The sequence below is a fragment of the Bacillus sp. SRB_331 genome (assembly GCF_003264175.1).
Taxonomy (GTDB): domain Bacteria; phylum Bacillota; class Bacilli; order Bacillales; family Bacillaceae_G; genus Bacillus_A; species Bacillus_A mycoides.
On the sequence record NZ_NADV01000018.1, the window covers coordinates 16,472 to 31,764 of the forward strand.

The 15,293-nt window shown below is 35.3% G+C and carries 16 protein-coding genes and 3 pseudogenes; 15 read left to right on the top strand and 4 right to left on the bottom strand.

The features are described 5' to 3' along the window. The first annotated feature begins 106 nt into the window (after nucleotides 1–106). From B5P42_RS12905 to B5P42_RS12920, 4 genes are read left to right on the top strand one after another with little or no spacing between them, the layout of a single operon-like run. Nucleotides 107–670, top strand: coding sequence for a GNAT family N-acetyltransferase (locus B5P42_RS12905; RefSeq protein ID WP_088293845.1), 564 nt, complete (start codon nucleotides 107–109; stop codon nucleotides 668–670). Beyond that, nucleotides 667–1,371, top strand: a complete 705-nt coding sequence (locus tag B5P42_RS12910) for an SDR family NAD(P)-dependent oxidoreductase (protein WP_113734345.1) — start codon at nucleotides 667–669, stop codon at nucleotides 1,369–1,371. Before B5P42_RS12905 ends, B5P42_RS12910 begins: the two co-directional genes overlap by 4 nt. Beyond that, entirely contained in the window at nucleotides 1,368–2,144 is a 777-nt protein-coding gene (locus tag B5P42_RS12915) for a GNAT family N-acetyltransferase (protein ID WP_113734346.1), read from the top strand. Before B5P42_RS12910 ends, B5P42_RS12915 begins: the two co-directional genes overlap by 4 nt. Before the next feature lie 11 nt (nucleotides 2,145–2,155). Next, on the top strand, nucleotides 2,156–3,055 hold the full coding sequence (locus tag B5P42_RS12920) for a PhzF family phenazine biosynthesis isomerase (RefSeq protein WP_113734347.1): 900 nt from the start codon (nucleotides 2,156–2,158) through the stop codon (nucleotides 3,053–3,055). A gap of 188 nt (nucleotides 3,056–3,243) precedes the next feature. On the opposite strand, the gene B5P42_RS12925 is transcribed toward B5P42_RS12920, so the two are convergent. After that, a complete protein-coding gene (locus B5P42_RS12925; RefSeq protein ID WP_113734348.1) occupies nucleotides 3,244–3,453 on the bottom strand; it encodes a hypothetical protein in 210 nt (69 codons plus the stop codon). A 176-nt stretch (nucleotides 3,454–3,629) separates the two neighbouring features. Between B5P42_RS12925 and B5P42_RS12930 the strand changes: the two genes are divergently transcribed. From B5P42_RS12930 to B5P42_RS33390, 4 genes and pseudogenes are all read left to right on the top strand, one after another. Continuing rightward, nucleotides 3,630–4,469 carry a phosphotransferase family protein gene (locus tag B5P42_RS12930; RefSeq protein ID WP_113734349.1) on the top strand — a complete coding sequence of 280 codons (840 nt, stop codon included), beginning with the start codon at nucleotides 3,630–3,632 and terminating at the stop codon, nucleotides 4,467–4,469. A 27-nt stretch (nucleotides 4,470–4,496) separates the two neighbouring features. After that, nucleotides 4,497–5,054: a DUF7010 family protein gene (locus tag B5P42_RS12935; protein ID WP_088293849.1), complete on the top strand. Its 558-nt coding sequence runs from the start codon at nucleotides 4,497–4,499 to the stop codon at nucleotides 5,052–5,054. Nucleotides 5,055–5,083: 29 nt separating this feature from the next. Next, entirely contained in the window at nucleotides 5,084–5,908 is an 825-nt protein-coding gene (locus B5P42_RS12940) for an MBL fold metallo-hydrolase (protein WP_088293850.1), read from the top strand. A gap of 14 nt (nucleotides 5,909–5,922) precedes the next feature. Further along, nucleotides 5,923–6,009, top strand: a pseudogene (locus tag B5P42_RS33390) (esterase); the annotation flags it as partial. A 49-nt stretch (nucleotides 6,010–6,058) separates the two neighbouring features. Here B5P42_RS33390 and B5P42_RS12945 read toward each other — a convergent pair. Together B5P42_RS12945 and B5P42_RS12950 are read right to left on the bottom strand one after the other, a co-directional pair. Then, nucleotides 6,059–6,475: an SRPBCC family protein gene (locus B5P42_RS12945; RefSeq protein ID WP_113734350.1), complete on the bottom strand. Its 417-nt coding sequence runs from the start codon at nucleotides 6,473–6,475 to the stop codon at nucleotides 6,059–6,061. A 229-nt stretch (nucleotides 6,476–6,704) separates the two neighbouring features. Further along, nucleotides 6,705–7,361 (bottom strand): annotated as a pseudogene (locus B5P42_RS12950) (aldo/keto reductase); the annotation flags it as partial. A 571-nt stretch (nucleotides 7,362–7,932) separates the two neighbouring features. Here B5P42_RS12950 and spxA point away from each other — a divergent pair. The 4 genes from spxA (at nucleotide 7,933) to B5P42_RS12970 (ending at nucleotide 9,640) form a co-directional block, all read left to right on the top strand. Further along, nucleotides 7,933–8,328 carry a transcriptional regulator SpxA gene (spxA, locus tag B5P42_RS12955; protein WP_088293851.1) on the top strand — a complete coding sequence of 132 codons (396 nt, stop codon included), beginning with the start codon at nucleotides 7,933–7,935 and terminating at the stop codon, nucleotides 8,326–8,328. A 48-nt stretch (nucleotides 8,329–8,376) separates the two neighbouring features. Then, on the top strand, nucleotides 8,377–8,511 hold the full coding sequence (locus tag B5P42_RS12960) for a BA3454 family stress response protein (RefSeq protein ID WP_000573526.1): 135 nt from the start codon (nucleotides 8,377–8,379) through the stop codon (nucleotides 8,509–8,511). Between the two features lie 219 nt (nucleotides 8,512–8,730). Next, the gene (gene saiR / locus B5P42_RS12965; RefSeq protein ID WP_088293852.1) at nucleotides 8,731–9,144 is read left to right on the top strand and encodes an Rrf2-family transcriptional regulator SaiR; all 414 of its coding nucleotides are present in this window, start codon (nucleotides 8,731–8,733) and stop codon (nucleotides 9,142–9,144) included. 163 nt (nucleotides 9,145–9,307) lie between these two features. Next, nucleotides 9,308–9,640 (top strand): IDEAL domain-containing protein, encoded by a 333-nt coding sequence (locus B5P42_RS12970; RefSeq protein WP_088293853.1) that lies wholly within the window; start codon nucleotides 9,308–9,310, stop codon nucleotides 9,638–9,640. Between the two features lie 182 nt (nucleotides 9,641–9,822). Here B5P42_RS12970 and B5P42_RS12975 read toward each other — a convergent pair. Further along, a pseudogene (locus B5P42_RS12975) lies at nucleotides 9,823–10,026 on the bottom strand (VOC family protein); the annotation flags it as partial. 558 nt (nucleotides 10,027–10,584) lie between these two features. On the opposite strand from B5P42_RS12975, the gene B5P42_RS12980 reads away from it, so the two are divergent. From B5P42_RS12980 to tkt, 3 genes are all read left to right on the top strand, one after another. Then, nucleotides 10,585–11,094 carry a heme-degrading domain-containing protein gene (locus B5P42_RS12980; RefSeq protein WP_060750707.1) on the top strand — a complete coding sequence of 170 codons (510 nt, stop codon included), beginning with the start codon at nucleotides 10,585–10,587 and terminating at the stop codon, nucleotides 11,092–11,094. A gap of 624 nt (nucleotides 11,095–11,718) precedes the next feature. Beyond that, nucleotides 11,719–13,203, top strand: coding sequence for a glucose-6-phosphate dehydrogenase (gene zwf / locus B5P42_RS12990; RefSeq protein WP_113734351.1), 1,485 nt, complete (start codon nucleotides 11,719–11,721; stop codon nucleotides 13,201–13,203). Nucleotides 13,204–13,242: 39 nt separating this feature from the next. After that, entirely contained in the window at nucleotides 13,243–15,237 is a 1,995-nt protein-coding gene (tkt, locus tag B5P42_RS12995) for a transketolase (RefSeq protein ID WP_113734352.1), read from the top strand. Nucleotides 15,238–15,293: the final 56 nt, after the last annotated feature.

Genomic DNA, 15,293 nt, shown 5'->3' on the forward strand with positions numbered 1-15,293 from the left:
GCATAACTGGATTTTTGTTTATAAAAAACATAATGATTTACTAGATTTTGTATTTTGTGTAAGATAATAAAGAATATTCAATTAACAATTAAAGGAAGAGATATAAATGAAGCTGCCACTATTACAAGTAGAGACAGAGAGACTGATTATTCGTCCATTTCAAAAAGAGGATTATGAAAGTTGGTTAGATGGATTCAATAAGAGGTTATCATCTCAATATAAATACGATGATGGCTATCATGACATGTCGTCTTCAACAAAAGAATGGTTCACGGAATGGATAAGAGGATTTGATGAGGCGGCACGACGGGATGAAATGTATGTGCTAGGTATTTTTCAGAAAGAAGATGGCGCCAATATTGGAAAGCTAGAACTTATAAAAATTTTACGTATGGACTATCAATGGGCGATGATGGGTTACTCTATTCATAATCAACATTGGAAAAATGGATACGGAGCAGAAAGTGTAATAGCTGCGCTGCCGTTATTTTTTAATGGCCTTCAATTTCATAGAATCGAATTACATATACATATCGATAATGAGCCATCTATTCGTCTTGCAGAAAGAGCTGGTTTTTCATTTGAATGTACGAGAGAGGCATTTTCTATGGGGAATGGTAAGTGGGCAGATTTTCTTATTTATTATAAAAATAAGGAGATGGATATATGAGGGTACTTATTACAGGTGGAAATCGTGGATTAGGGTTACAGCTAGTGAAAGTGTTTCATGAAAATGGACATATTGTTTATCCGCTAGTTAGAACTGAGGTTGCGGTAACGCAATTGAAGAAAATGTTTAGTTCTAGATGTTTTCCTATATTAGCAGACTTATCGATTGATGAGAGTACGGAGCAAATTAAGAACCAGCTGGAGGAATATACAAAGTATATTGATCTAGTTATAAATAACGCTGGAATTACTGGTAAGGAAACCGAGATTTTACGTACAAATTCTGAAGAGTTAATGGAACTATTTAATGTTCATTGCTTAGGAGTTATTCGAGCTGTAAAAGGTACATATATGGCTTTAACTAAGTCGAATCAACCAAGAATAATAAATGTATCCTCTCGTTTAGGTTCATTACATAAAATGGCCGGAAAAGAATTTCCACAAGGGCAGTTCTCATATTCATATCGAATTGCTAAAGCCGCACAAAATATGTTAACGCTCTGCTTACAACAAGAGTTTGAGAATAAAGGAATTCGTGTAACCGCAATTCACCCTGGAAAATTAAAGACTGACATTGGTGCCTTTGATGCGAATATGACTCCGGCTGAAGGAGCACAAAATATATATGATTGGGTAATAGATTCAAATGAGAAGGTTTCAGGGAAGTTTATTGAGCCGGGTGTAGGTGAAATAAAGTGGTGAAGTACGATCTTACAGTTGTTCAAAATTTATTTGGTCCTTCGAGAAAAGTATTAAATGGTTTACCAAATGCAGTAACGATTGAAGAAATAGAAGAAGATGTTTTTTATAGCGTACAAACTTACAAAGAAAAGGTAAGTAGATTTGAAGAAGTTTGTTTTAACTGGGAGTTAAAAAGAGCGAGTATTGTATTAAACAAAAGGTTTAGTAGTTATAACGCAAGTGTAAAAGTGTTACTTGATGAGGGCTTTGATTTGTACGCGGCAAAGATAGAAGTGTGTAGAGAGTTGAACAATATAGAGGCGCTTGAAAAACAATATACATATCGCTCGATAGAAGAAGGGACATTATCGGAAAGGGAATTCACATGCATCTGGGAGCAATGTATGTTGGAATCAGGAAATCGACCGTCAATTCTGAATGTCGATGAACATTTGCATTCAGTGCAAACAGAGTTAGGTAAAGGTTGGGAAAAGTCATGCATTGTTTTTTATGATAAAAATGAGCCGATTGGTTTGTCCATACCGTATATAGAGCCTGGAACAGAAAGTGAAGGACGATTATTTTACTTTGGGGTAATGCCTTATTATCGCGGGAAAGGAATTGCTTCCCAACTGCATCTTCAATCTTTACATATGTTAAAGGAAATGGGGGCTACTTATTACATCGGAAGCACACATACTTCAAATGAAAAGATGCAGAGGATATTTTGGAGAAATAATTGTGTGATAAAAACGGAGATAGAGAGTTATTATAAATTATTTAAAAAGGGTTAGGAGATAGGTAAATGAAGAACATAAACGTATTTCATTACGACGCATTTACGAATAAAACTAATATGGGAAATCCAGCAGGTGTTGTACTAGAGGCGGATGGATTAACGGAAGAGGAAATGCAGCGTATTGCTGAAAAGGTTGGATTTAACGAAACGGCTTTTGTTCTTTCTTCAGAAGTAGCAGATGTAAGAATTCGCTATTTTACACCTGGTCATGAAAATGATTTATGTGGTCATGCGACAGTAGGGACTATATATGCACTTCATGAAAGAGGTTTATTAGAAGGGAAACATAATTTAACAATTGAAACGAAGGCAGGGGTTTTGCCAATACATATAGGTACGAATGAAAATGGGGAAACATTTATTAAAATGAGACAAGCAACACCTCAGTTTCAAAGTTTTTCAGGTTCCAAAGAGGCATTAGCTAAAAGTATTGGTCTTGAAATGAATGATTTAGATGAAAATGTACCGATTGTATATGGAAGTACTGGTATTTGGACTTTAATTGTACCTATTAAAAAACTTGAAGCATGTGAAAGGATGAAACCTAATAATAGTGAATTTCCATCTGTATTAAAAGAAATGCCAAAGGTTGCTATTCATCCAATTTGCTTGGAAACATATGATGCAGAAGCAAAAATGCACGGTCGTCATTTCTCATCACCTTATTCTGGAACGATTGAAGATCCAGTGACAGGAACAGCTTCAGGTGTAATGGGAGCGTATTATGTGACGTATTTGGAGAAAGATTTTGACCATGAATTGGAGTTAATCGTTGAGCAAGGACAGGAAATAAATAAAGATGGCCGTGTGACGGTTTATGTAACGAAAGATGTAGAAAATGAGAAGTTACAAATAGATATTGCTGGAACGGCGGTGTATGTAAAAGAGTTTGAAATTTCAATATAAAGTGAAACTTTAATCAGTGGGGGTTTTGTTCATCCCCCACTGATTATCAACCCTCACCAATCGGGCTTTTACGGGCAGTTGATTCCCCACCTAACTTCTTTGCTTCCGCTGAATTTTGAGGTGGAGGTCTTACTGCACGGCAAATAGCGGGATAAAAAAAGAAAGCCCGGAATACATCCAGACTTTCATTATCTGTTCAACACTTCAATATACGAAGCATCTCCAGTTGTTCTTAAAGCAGAGCGGAAATTGTTGTTTTTTAACGTTTTAGCGACTTGTTGTAATTGCTGTGCATCATCATGATGGATAAGTAAGCTGTCGGCACCGCTTTCTTCTATATGAATGTGTTCGACACTTCCAATGGCATCATGTACTGCTTTTAAAAATTCAGGTTTCATATTGTCCTCCTAATATGTATGTAACGTTGTTGTTAGTATTTCCTTATTTTTGAAATATAAAAGTAAATGATTTTTTGTTATATTAAGATTTTGGAAGGGGTTTCCTATTCGTTTGTCAAATAATAGTAAAGTTGTCTTTTGAATTGGGGGAATCTTCGGAATTAAAGGGTGAGAGAATGGGCATTTCAATAATTGCTGCACAACTAGTTAAGGAGAAAGTTATTTCACATGATCCAAATAGCGTAAAAGCGTTGAACGGAGGAACGACAAGTACTGTATATTTGTTGGACGAAAAATATGTAGTAAAGCTGAATGAAGCGGAAGTAATACGTGAAGAAGCTAATTTTCTCTCATTTTATGAGGAGAATAGTTTATTTTCAAAGCTTTTGTATAAGGAACCTTTACATACATATTTCGTGTATTCTTTCCTTGAAGGTAATACTTCGTGTAAACAAGGATATAAACGAAGTACGCTTCGTACACTTGTAAAAGAAGTTATCAATAAGTATAAAATGGTTCCAGGGGCAGAAGGCTGGGGATGGAAAGAAAGTCCGGTTCAATCTTGGAATGAATTTTTAACGGCAAATGTGATGGAAGCTTATGAAAATGTAAGACGTTACATAAGTGAGGAAGATTATAGAATTGTTCTTAAACTAGCAAATAGGGATGCCGGAGTAAATCAGCCATTTTTATTACATGGTGATTTCGGATTTCATAATTTTATATTTCGAGAGAATAGGTTACATGGGGTAATTGATCCGTTACCTATTTTAGGAGATCCTTTATATGATTTAATTTATGCGTTCTGTTCAACTCCGGAAGATGTAACAAAAGAAGCGATCGATTATGTGATGAAACAATGTGTATTTCTTAAAAAAAATCGAGATCTATACGAGGAAATAGTCATAGGATTATATTTGCGTATAGATACATGTTTGAGACACCACCCGAAAGATTTAGAAGATTACTTAGTAGCTTGGCGTTATTGGATGAACGAAATTGAGCCGGCTTTATAGTACAAATAGTTTGGGGGAGATAGTGAAATGAACATAGCAGAAGCAAAACGAGATTTAGCACAAAGAACGAAGAGGGGAGTTCCTGTTATAATAGCTGGTATTTTGTTTTGGATTGTAGCGAGTGTAACGGGTATTCTTCTTTCAGAAAAACAAGTTGTGTGGGTGTATTTAATTGGTATGGGTTGTGTATTTCCTTGTGGCTTAATGATAGCTGCTATATTGAAAATTGATATGTTTGCGAAAGGAAATCCGCTAGGGACTTTAGCTGGAATAATTGGTGGGATAAATGTATTAAATATTCCGTTAGTGTTACTTGCATATTTTCAATTTCCAGAATGGTTACCTTTTGTAGTAGCAATGTTAATAGGTGTTCATTTTGTACCATACGTATGGATTTATGAAAGTAAAAGTTATGGTGTATTGTCAGTAGGAACCGTATTTGTGACGTCAGTTTGCGGGATTCTTTTTGCAGACAATGGACTTATTGTAATTCCATTGTCAGTTACAGCTGTCTATTTACTGACTCTAATAGGTTTAGTAATCGAAAATAAAAAAGCAGAAAACTATCAAAAAATATCAGCTTAATAAAAAATTAAAGGGATAGGGGAATGAATATGAATAATTTCGTTTGTACAACGTGTGGCGTGCAGTATGCAGCGAGTGTGGAAGAACCGGTAAGTTGTGTTATTTGTGATGAGGAGAGACAATATATTAATCCGAAAGGGCAGTCTTGGACGAGTTTAGAAAACTTGCAAACGAGTGATACATATAAAAATGAAATTATAGAAGAAGAAAATGGGCTTTATAGTATTACGACAAAACCAGAATTTGCGATCGGTCAGACGGGATTTGTAGTAAAAACAGAGTCATATCGTTTGTTATGGGATTGTATTACTTATTTAGATGAAACGACAATTGAGAAGATAAAAGAGTGGGGCGGATTAGATGCGATTGCACTATCTCATCCGCATTATTATTCAACACAAGTAGAATGGGCAGAAACATTTGATGTACCAATTTATATACACGAAGACGATAAAGAGTGGGTTATGCGCCCAAGTAGTCGTATTATTTATTGGTCTGGCGAGTCTTTACAATTAGCAGATGGAATTACCATTCATCGTCTCGGAGGACATTTTAGTGGCGGTTCTGTATTACATTGGGAAGAAGGAAATGATGGGAAAGGTATATTATTAACAGGTGATATCATTCAAGTTGTAGCGGATCAGCAGTGGGTAAGCTTCATGTATAGCTATCCAAACTTAATTCCATTACCGGCGAGAAAAGTTGAGGAAATGGCGAATCGAGTGAAACCGTTACAGTTTAATCGTCTATATAACGCCTTCCACCGAGTAGTAAAAGAACATGCAAATGAGGCAGTTGAACGTTCTGCGGAAAGATATATGAAAGCGATAGAAGGAAAGCTGTTTCGTACGTAAAGGAGTGCTAGATTAATGAAAAAGACGATTTACACTTTGGACCACAAGGTTATGGGTATTTAGCGAAGTTAATTAGTAAAAAGTTAAAAGGGATTCTATAAGAAGCAAAGCGCCCAGCGCTTTGCTTTTCATTGTTTCTTTTAAAGTAAATCAATCTAGAAATGCTTGTTGCAATGCCTTCAGACCATCGCTGTAGATGCCATGAAACAGATTAATTGCCTCTTCATCATTAACCCCTACAGGAGTGAAGTTACCAGACCACTCTACTAACGATGTGTTACTTTCAGTACCTTCTTTAACCTGGATCGTGGATAGATAATTAGTGACTGGGAAGGATGCATTCATAATTGAATACGTGTAGTAGCGCTCCTTATCATTGAATACTTCTAAGCGCTCTATAATCGTATCACCATCTGGATTAGCTAGATGACGTACGCGTCCACCTTCAGCTACTTTACTGCTAGGTATATAAGGTAGCCAGTCTGGAAGGGAGTTGAAACCTCCGATTAATTGCCATACTTGTTCAGGTGAAGCAAAGACTGTCATAGATGTAGTAGTATGTGCCATGTTCATTACGCTCCTTTTTATCCCGGTATTTGCGGGCAAATAATCAGTGGGGGTGGCCCCACTGATTAAAGTTTTAATTTATCCCGCTATTTGTGGGCAGTAAAACTCCCACCTCAAAATTCGGCTGGGGCAAAGAAGTTAGGTGGTAGATCAACTGTCCGTAAATGCCCGATTGGTGAAGGCTAATAATCAGTAGGGGATAAACCGTCCCACTGATTAAAGTTTCACTTTATTTTACGTTGATTGGTAGTGGTGCATTAGGTGCTACTAGTTTTTGTTCGCGCATTTCTTCCCAGAATGCTGTTGGAATTACTGTGTTTAATGCAGCTTGGTCTTCTACAATTCGTTCCGGCTTACTTGCGCCAGGAACAACAGCTGCAACAGCTGGATTAGCTAGTGAAAATTGTAATGCAGCAGCTTTGATGCTGATTTCATGACGATCTGCAAGAACTTTGATTTTCTCAACTTTTGCAATGATTTCTGGTGATGCTTTTTGATATTCGAAGTGAGCACCTCCAGCAAGAATACCTGAGCTATATGGGCCACCAACAACAATATCCATATTATGCTTTACAGCTGCAGGCATTACTCGTTGCAAGGCACGCTCGTGGTCTAATAATGAATAACGACCAGCTAACAAGGATATATTTGGCTGCGCTTCTTCTAAATCAAGCATCAGTTCAATGGATTCTACTTTGTTTACTCCAAGTCCCCAACCTTTAATGACCCCTTCTTCACGTAAACGTGTTAGCGCACGGAATGCTCCTGTACGAGCCGTTTCAAATTGTGAAATCCACTCGTCGCCATAAAAGTCTTGTGCTAAATCATGAATGAAAACAAAGTCTAGACGATCTGTTTTTAAACGTTTTAAACTTTGCTCAATAGATGTGAAAATCAAAGGCTGACCAAATCAATCTATGCCATCTCATTGCCTGACAAAATGCATTATAAAAGTATTTAAACAGTTAAAAAAGTACGCACTTTAAAGTACGATGGGTACTAAAAGGTAAAGTAGGTAATTTCTAATACTGTATTACTCACTCAACTCTTACATATGCCATTATGAAATGTATTTTACATAATAAAAAGTATGTACTTTAAAGTGCATCTGGAACTGGTTGGCGTAACACTACGGGGACATTCACACAAAAGAAAACGATTTGTTACGTTAATAGATTTAATCCAAGACTTAACAGTTGATTAATATAACTGTAAAGTTTAAAATTACAGTATGGTTTTAAGAAGTGAGTTGTCATCGTCTGTAAAATGTAGATACAGTAATTTTATTAAAGCATCATTATAAAAGGGAACGGATAGTTAAGATAAATTAAATATTGTCGAATAAATAACATTACGTGAATTTAATTCTAAACTGTAATTTTTTTTAATACATTTCAATAACCTATATTTAAAATAATTGTACGTTTGATAAAGAACATTAAAGGAGTGAGTAAAATATGGTGATTCTATATACGACAGCAAGCTGTGGTTCATGCCGAAAAGCTAAAGCATGGCTTGAGGAGTATCAAATTAATTATATTGAAAAAAACATCGTATCAAATTCTATGACAGTTGATGAACTTAAATCAATTCTTCGTTTAACTGAAGAGGGGGCTACTGAAATCATTTCAACTAGATCTAAAACTTTTCAGGAATTAAATATAAATATCGAGGCGCTTTCGCTTAATGAATTTTATAAATTAATAATTGAACATCCACAAATGTTGCGTCGCCCAATTATGCTGGACGAAAAAAGATTACAGATTGGTTTTAACGAGGAAGAAATTCGCAAATTTTTACCACGTAGCGTTCGAACAGTTTTGAGCATGGAATTGCAAAAGTTGGCTAATTAATAAGTAATATTTCTTAAGGAGAATTTTTTTGAAAGGAGGAAGTAGAAGATGATTGAAGTATGCGTTACAGTTAATTATAAAAATAGAAACTATCAAACAAATGTTATTGTGAGCAAAGATACGATATGGACAAAAATTAAACAATTAGCAGAAGAACAAGTCAAGAAACAGTGGGATTTTTAAATTTATTTTAAACTTAAAAAGCATGAATGATAAAAAGGTTGTTCAAATAGCTAAATGAATTTATTTAGACATAGATGAGCTAGGATAGAATACAAAGGAATTTATTTCTTCATGGTAAGAATTATTTATATATCTTAACGTTTGACAAACTTATCTGTAATATTTATAGTTACAGTATCTTGGAAAGTGATTAGCAATTTATATCGTAGGAGGAAGACCATGAACAGTGACTTTACCTTGGCCGTTCACAGTTTAACTTATTTAGCTTTACAGCCAGACCGGATGTCAACAAGTAATGCTATTTCAGAAAGTGCAGGTGTTCATCCAGTACGCATTCGCAAAGTGTTAAGTTTGTTAAAAAAACATAAGTTTATACAATCAAAAGAGGGAATTGGTGGAGGATTTATTTTCGCTCAAGATTTAAGTGAAGTTAATCTCTGGCATATTTATCAAATAACCTCAGAAGGTGCTTTGCAACCTAAATGTCCAGAATCGAATGACCAGTGTATTGTAGGTTCGAATATGCGAAAAGTCCTTTTTACTATTTTCTTAGGTGCTGAAGAACATCTAGGTGAATATTTAAAGAACTATACGATGAAAGAAGTAGTCGATCTAATCAATCAAGAACGATAAACGGCTTAATTGTTACATAGCCGTGTAGTTCTTATTGTCTAAATGTAATGAAAAACATTACAGTTTGAATTTTTTTGTATATCTTGTTTGTCGCCTCTAAAAATGAGGAACTACTCCTAATATATTAATACTAAAATCATTTGTAGGAAGGTGAAAAGGTATGATGTCAAATAATAATCATGTTTTAAAAGTAGGAGATTGGGTTCGTGGAATATCAATAGAGGGTGAATTAATACTTGGTTATATTGAATCATTTGATAATGTAGGGGAAGTAGTTAAGGTTAATGTTGTTAAATGTGACAACAGAGATACAATAAGTAAAACAATGTCCTTTTTGAGTAACCATGTAAAAAAACTTCCTGAATCAAAGGCAATAAACAAGGAGCAAATCCTTTTTCTTATAGATTTAGCATTATTAACAGGAGACGAAGAATGGTTTATCGGACTTTCTTCAAAATTAAACTCAATAAACGAGTTAGTTAATGGGGGAGTTTGAAAATTATAATAAATATGATATCTATTTGTATTTTTAAGTTTCTGTAAAATCAATCCTTTGGTTTTAAATAGTTCCATTCATCAAATATTAGCTATCATCAACAACTTAGATGTGTAAAGTCATTTCACTGCCAATAACGATAATTATGTAAATAAGCTGTCCATATGGGCAGCTTATTGTAATTAGTCACGTCTAAAGGGACCTTTTGGAGCAAGAAGCTCTAAATTAGTACCATCTGGATCACGGAAGTAGGCAACTCCTGTACCAAATCCAGATTTCAAGCCATCATCTTCTTGGAAGACAATTGGTTCTCCATCTGGTTCTACCCCAATTGCTTTTAAACGTTCCACAGCGGCATCAATATCTTTTACTTCAAAACAAAGATGCTATGACAAACAAGTTTCCTTTAAAAATTCATTCTTTTCATTAATGTTTTACTGTAATTAAAATGAGCTTTTGATAGAAGTTCTATTCTAAGTCTTTTATAACAATATAGGAAAGAGTTTATACATATAATCGTATCGTGAACGAAGGTCTTTATTATGAATAAAGGCATGGAAATATAAGAGTGTTTTTCGAGCAGGAAAGAATCTAATACCGACTAGATTCTTTTTGTTCCACTTGATAAAAAAAGCTATGAATGAATGTGGAGTGCAGTCATTGAGCGGAAAAAGTTTTATATTAAAAATATTATTGTTTAGTACATACATTTTTAATGTGTTAAATATATTTCATAATAGCCTACGCAAGAGGGGGATAAGTAGGATAGTACTTTAAAGTACCTATAGCACTTGAAAATGCTTACTTTTTATCATTCATAATAGCACTAGTAAGGAGAAAACAAGCTTTACGGTACTAGTTACCGATGCTGTTACAGCAGTTTATTTAGATTCAGAAGTATTGAAAGGTGATACTTTAGAGTAGGGTAATTTCAAAAAATGCCAATGTGGCATAAAACGATTATGGAGGTTGAAGATATGAGTACTTCAAATTTGAGTGAAATAAGTAAACAAATTTTAATAGACGAGGAAACACTTCAATTTTCCTCTTTTACAAATGAAGATGCCTTGCAATTAGGTTTATTTATCGTTGAAACAGCAAAGCGAGAGGGAAAATTGATTGCTGTTGATATAACAAAAAATGGTGTGCAATTATTTCATTTCAAGATGACAGGGACAACTGAGGAAAATACGAAATGGATTGAGCGTAAAAAACGAGTCGTTTCCCTGCATAATCATAGCTCGTATTATATGCAGATACAAAGTGAAATAACTGGAATTTCATATAATGAAAAATATCTGTTAGATGCTTCGGAATACGCTGCGTTTGGTGGATGCTTTCCTATCCAAATAAAAAACGTAGGGGCTATTGGAATGATAACAGTTTCAGGATTACCACCAGAAGTAGATCATGAATTGGTTATAAGAGCAGTTAAAAATCATTTGAATCAATAATAAAAGTAACTTTAATGGTTAATTAAAAAAGGCAAAAACGGACATATCCCTGTTCGTTTTTGCCTTTTTATTATTTGTCTACTGTAATGAGAATAGACGTATTTTCATTTTTTTTCGAGATGACATTCCTAAAAAGTGCAAAGTGAATCTAGTATGGACGCTAAAGGCCAACCATATTCGGCTAAAGAACATTTTATTTTCGGTGGTACGCTATTCATTGAATTATACCGTCTGCTTCTAATAAATAGACAAAAACTGAAAAATATTACGAAATGAAAAGTCTTTAATTCGAGACATTTTTCTTGACGATAATAATTTATGTAGTTAATATGCTAGATGTAAGGTTATCTAATAACTAAAAGTAATTAAATATATATTATTAAGTATAGTTCGATAAATAAGCAAGTTGTGGTAGAAATGCTTTGAATTGCCACTATTGATATTGGGGACAATTAGAAAGCGAAAGGTATAAAAGAATTGAAATTTGATAACTCTTTGTTTTTTATAAAAAGAAAAGAGTTAGAAGATAAGAAGAAGCAAGAATGAATCAACAAGAGTATGAGCTTCTGTACAATTCATTTTTAATATAGTGACAATGATTATACACCATGAGGGGGACTGAAATTGGAATCAATGACCTTTGTTTTATTTGGAGCGACAGGGGACTTAGCTAAAAGAAAAATTTACCCCGCACTATATAACTTATATAGAGATCAAAAGCTTCCAAAGCAAATATCTGTTATCGGGCTTGGGAGACGTCAAGTATCTCATGAAGATTTTCAAAAAAGAATAAAAGAATCAATAGAGACGTTTTCCCGTCATAGAGAAGAAGGTACTCCAGAACTCGAAGGTTTTTTAGATAATTTTCGTTATTGCCCATTAGATGTGAGTAAGCCGGAAGACTATGAGAGGTTATTACAAGTCGTACGTGAAAGGGAAAAAGAACTAAATATAAAAGGTAATAGAATGTTCTATCTTTCAGTTGCACCTGAATTTTTCGAGACAATCGCTTTAAATATTAAGGAAAGCGGACTTGATAAAACGGATGGATGGAAACGCCTGATGATTGAAAAACCATTTGGGCACGATCTTACATCTGCTCGTGAGCTTAATGATAAGCTTAGTCGAACGTTTGAAGAAGACGAGATATACCGTATTGATCATTATTTAGGTAAACCGATGATTCAAAACCTTGAAGCACTAGAATTTGCAAATCCTGTTCTCCAATCGATTTGGAACAAAGAACATATAGCAAATGTACAAATAACAGCTAGTGAAACGGTTGGGGTTGAAGAAAGAGCCGGATATTATGATCACGCAGGAGCCATTCGTGATATGGTTCAAAATCATATGTTACAAATATTAATGATGACTGCCATGAATCTGCCGGAAAAGATTAACGCGTGTGAAATTCGAGAGGAAAAACGAAAGGTAATGGAGACGCTTCGTAAAGTGAAAAAAGAAGACGTTCAGGACCATATCATTCGCGGTCAATACTCTTCGGGAGAGATAAAGGGACAACAAGTTGTAGCATATAAAGAGGAGCCAGGAGTAAATCCTTCTTCTAACATAGACACATTTGTTGCTGCACGCTTATGGATCGATAATCCGTTTTGGACTGGCGTTCCATTTTATATACGAACAGGCAAAAGAATGAAAGAAAAGTCTACTCGTATTGTAATTGAATTTAAAAATACGTTAAAACAGCAGTATCAAGATAATAATCCAAATGCAGAACCTAACTTATTAATAATTGAAATTAGCCCAGGTGAGAATGTTTCATTACAGTTAAATAGTAAAAATCCATTGAAAAATGGAGAGATTGAACCGATCCGTATTAACTTTACTTGCGAGCAAGTGGATGTGGGAGTACCTGAAGCGTATGAAAGACTTATCCATGATGCTGTGAGTGGAGACGCTACATTCTTTGCACATTGGAGAGAAGTTGAATTGTCATGGGAATGGGTACAACCAATTCTTGAAGCATTCGAGGAAAACTTATTACCACTTCATGAATATGAGTCTGGTTCATATGGTCCAGATGCGGCTAATGAACTGTTACAAGAAAGTGAATTTAAATGGTGGTTAGATCAAAAAACGGAAAAATAAGTACATTCTTTAATGAAGGTATTTAGGGGGACAATTATTATGGCACAAAACATGAATCAATTAGCAGTTAATACACTTTGTACGTTATCGATCGATGCTATTAATGAGGCGAATTCAGGTCATCCAGGTCTTCCGATGGGAGCAGCACCAATGGCTTATGCATTATGGGCGAATCATTTAAATCACAATCCTAATCATCCAGAATGGTTTAACCGTGATCGTTTCGTTTTATCGGCGGGACATGGATCGAGCCTACTATATAGCCTACTTCATTTAGCTGGGTATGACGTTTCAATTGAAGACTTGAAAAGTTTCAGAAAGTTAAATAGTAAAACACCGGGACATCCTGAGTTTGGTCATACCCCTGGAGTTGAAGCGACTACAGGCCCGTTAGGACAAGGAATTGCCAATGCTGTCGGAATGGCAATGGCGGAAGCTCATTTAGCAGCGAAGTTTAATGAGGATGGTCACTCTATTATAGATCACAATACGTACGCTTTAGTTGGAGATGGTGATTTAATGGAGGGTGTCTCTTATGAAGCGATGTCAATGGCAGGACATATGAAACTTGGTAAGTTAATTGTACTGTATGATTCAAATGAAATTTCACTTGATGGTGAATTAGGCATTGCTTTCTCTGAAGATACTCAGAAAAGGGCAGAATCTGTACATTGGCAATATGTAAGAGTTGAAGATGGAAACGATGTCGATGCTATCACAAAAGCCATTCAATTAGCGAAAGAAAATACGGATCAACCTACTCTTATAGAAATTAGAACAATTATAGGTTATGGAAGTCCAAAAGTTGCTGGAACAAATAAAGCGCATGGTAACCCGCTTGGAGTAGAAGAGGCGACAGCGACAAAACAAGTGTATGGTTGGCATTATGAGGAAGATTTCTTTGTACCTGAAGAAGTGAAAGCTCATTTTAATGAACTGAAACAAAAAGGTATTGAAAAAGACAACGATTGGAATGAGCAGTTCAACTTATACAGAGAAGTGAACCCTGCACAAGCAGATGAATTAGAAAAAGCGATTACAGGTGAGGTTTTAATCGAAGCGAATGATATTCTATCCTTTGATACTGAAAAAACAATTTCAACTCGTGTTGCAAGTGGGGAAGCTATTAATCATTATGTAAAATCGATTCCTTCTATTTTCGGTGGAAGTGCAGATCTTTCACATTCTACTATGACAGATATGAAAGGTGAAGCAGTGTATGCAGTAGAATCGTTTGCTGGCCGAAATATATACTTCGGTGTACGTGAACATGCAATGGGAGCGGCAGCGAATGAGCTGGCACTTCATGGAGGAGTAAAACCTTTCGTAAGTACATTCTTTGTATTTAATGATTATCTTCGTCCATCAATTCGACTTGCTGCATTGCAAAAGTTACCTGTTACTTATGTATTTACACATGATTCGATTGCTGTAGGAGAAGATGGTCCAACTCATGAACCAATTGAACAATTAGCAGCTCTTCGGGCAATTCCTGGTCTAACAGTTATCCGCCCATCAGATGCAAATGAAACAGCGAGTGCTTGGGCCTATGCTTTACAGCAAACGGATGGTCCAGTCGTTTTAGTACTTAGCCGTCAAAATTTACCGGTGTTTGATGAAACGAAAGCGAATATAGAGAATCTTTCTAAAGGAGCTTATGTATTAACACAAACAAATGAAAATCCGGATGTGATTTTAATTGCGACAGGTTCTGAAGTATCATTGGCTGTTAGTGCGAAAGCAAAATTAGAAGAAGAACATGTTTCTGTTCGTATTGTTGCAATGCCGAGCTGGGAGTTATTTGATCGTCAATCGCAAGAATATAAAGAATCGGTTCTTCCGTCTTCTGTAACAAAACGAGTATCTCTTGAGATGGGTGTATCTCTCGGTTGGGAGCGTTATGTAGGCCAAGAAGGAAAAATATTATCAATTGAAACATTTGGAGCTTCAGGAACTGGAGCTGAAGTCATGAATCTATTTGGATTTACGACAGAAAATGTTGTTCACATTACACAAAATGTATTGAATTCTTAAGCTATGACTGTGAATACCTTTCTGGATTTATCGATACTGAAAGGTATTCAAAATCG